The sequence below is a fragment of the Parageobacillus thermantarcticus genome, assembly GCF_900111865.1.
GTDB lineage: Bacteria > Bacillota > Bacilli > Bacillales > Anoxybacillaceae > Parageobacillus > Parageobacillus thermantarcticus.
Genome location: NZ_FOJS01000102.1, coordinates 1 through 1189, shown reverse-complemented (window position 1 = coordinate 1189; position 1189 = coordinate 1). Strand labels below are relative to the sequence as shown.

The window sequence follows — 1189 nt, the reverse complement described above, 5'->3', positions numbered from 1 at the left end:
ATATATATGCTCATTGAAAAGTTAACCTTCGTATAAGTGGTGCCCACTCCGGTTATACTGCTCCTAAGGAAAAGCATGGAAAAGGAGCGGAATTCTGCATGAAACGTCTCAAAATCACCAACGATCACGGATGGACACCTCGGACACTTCGCAAACAGGAACGGAAAATCAAAAACACCCTTCTTCGCCAACGGGTGATGGCGGTTCGCCTGGTCATGGAAGGCTATTTGGGCAAAGAGGTGGCCTCCATGGTCAACGTGTGCCGACAAACCGTTTCCCATTATGTGTCGCTGTTCAACGAAGGCGGTCTGGAGCTCTTGCTTCATCGGGATTTCGCCCCCGGGCGGGAGCCGTTTCTCACCGAAGAACAGCAGGAAGAGATCAAACAGCTTGTGTTGACCACCACTCCCGTAGAACTGGGCTGGGACGTCGCTTCGGCGTGGAACACCAAACTCCTGCAATCCTATGTCGAAAAGCACTTCGGTGTTTGCATTTCCCGCGAAGCGTTGCGAAAACTCCTGCACCGCAAAGGGCTGTCGTGGACACGGCCGACCTACACATTGGCCAAAGGCGATCCGGATCGACAAAAGAATTTTGAGAAACAGATCGACTTCATAAAAAAAAACTTAATGGATCCTGATTCGGTCTTGTTGTACCTTGATGAAACACATATCCGCTCTTACCATGTCTTGCGGTCCACATGGTCGGCAGTCGGCCGCCAAAAACAAGTGCCGACGTTCGGCCATCATGCCCACGTATCGCTGTTTGGCGCGGTCAACATCCACGATGGCGAAACGGTGCTTCATCAAACGACCGCTGCCAATGCTGCGACGTTCTTGGATTTCTTGAGAATGCTCAAAGAGCGCTATCCGGACCGTCTCATGGTCTTGGTGTTGGATAACGCCCGCATTCACCATGCCAAAATGGTCAAGGAGTTTTTGCGGGAAGAAGGGCAGTGTTTTCACTTTATTTACCTTCCTCCCTATTCGCCACAGCTGAACCCGATCGAACGCTTATGGAAATGGCTGAAAGATACGGTGATTGCCAATGTCTTTCACAAGGATCGCAACGATATCATTCAAGCCATTACTCGGTTTGTCAACTACATCCACGAACGTCCGGAGGAAGTGCTGCAGCGCTTAGGGTGTGCAGGATGACTGAGAAGTTAACTCTTCATGTTGCATGTATA

General features: G+C 50.3%; 1 protein-coding gene. It reads left to right on the top strand.

Annotated features, from left to right (window positions below):
- Positions 1 to 98: 98 nt before the first annotated feature.
- On the top strand, positions 99 to 1157 hold the full coding sequence (locus tag BM278_RS18200) for an IS630 family transposase (RefSeq protein WP_090952552.1): 1059 nt from the start codon (positions 99 to 101) through the stop codon (positions 1155 to 1157).
- Positions 1158 to 1189 lie beyond the last annotated feature (32 nt).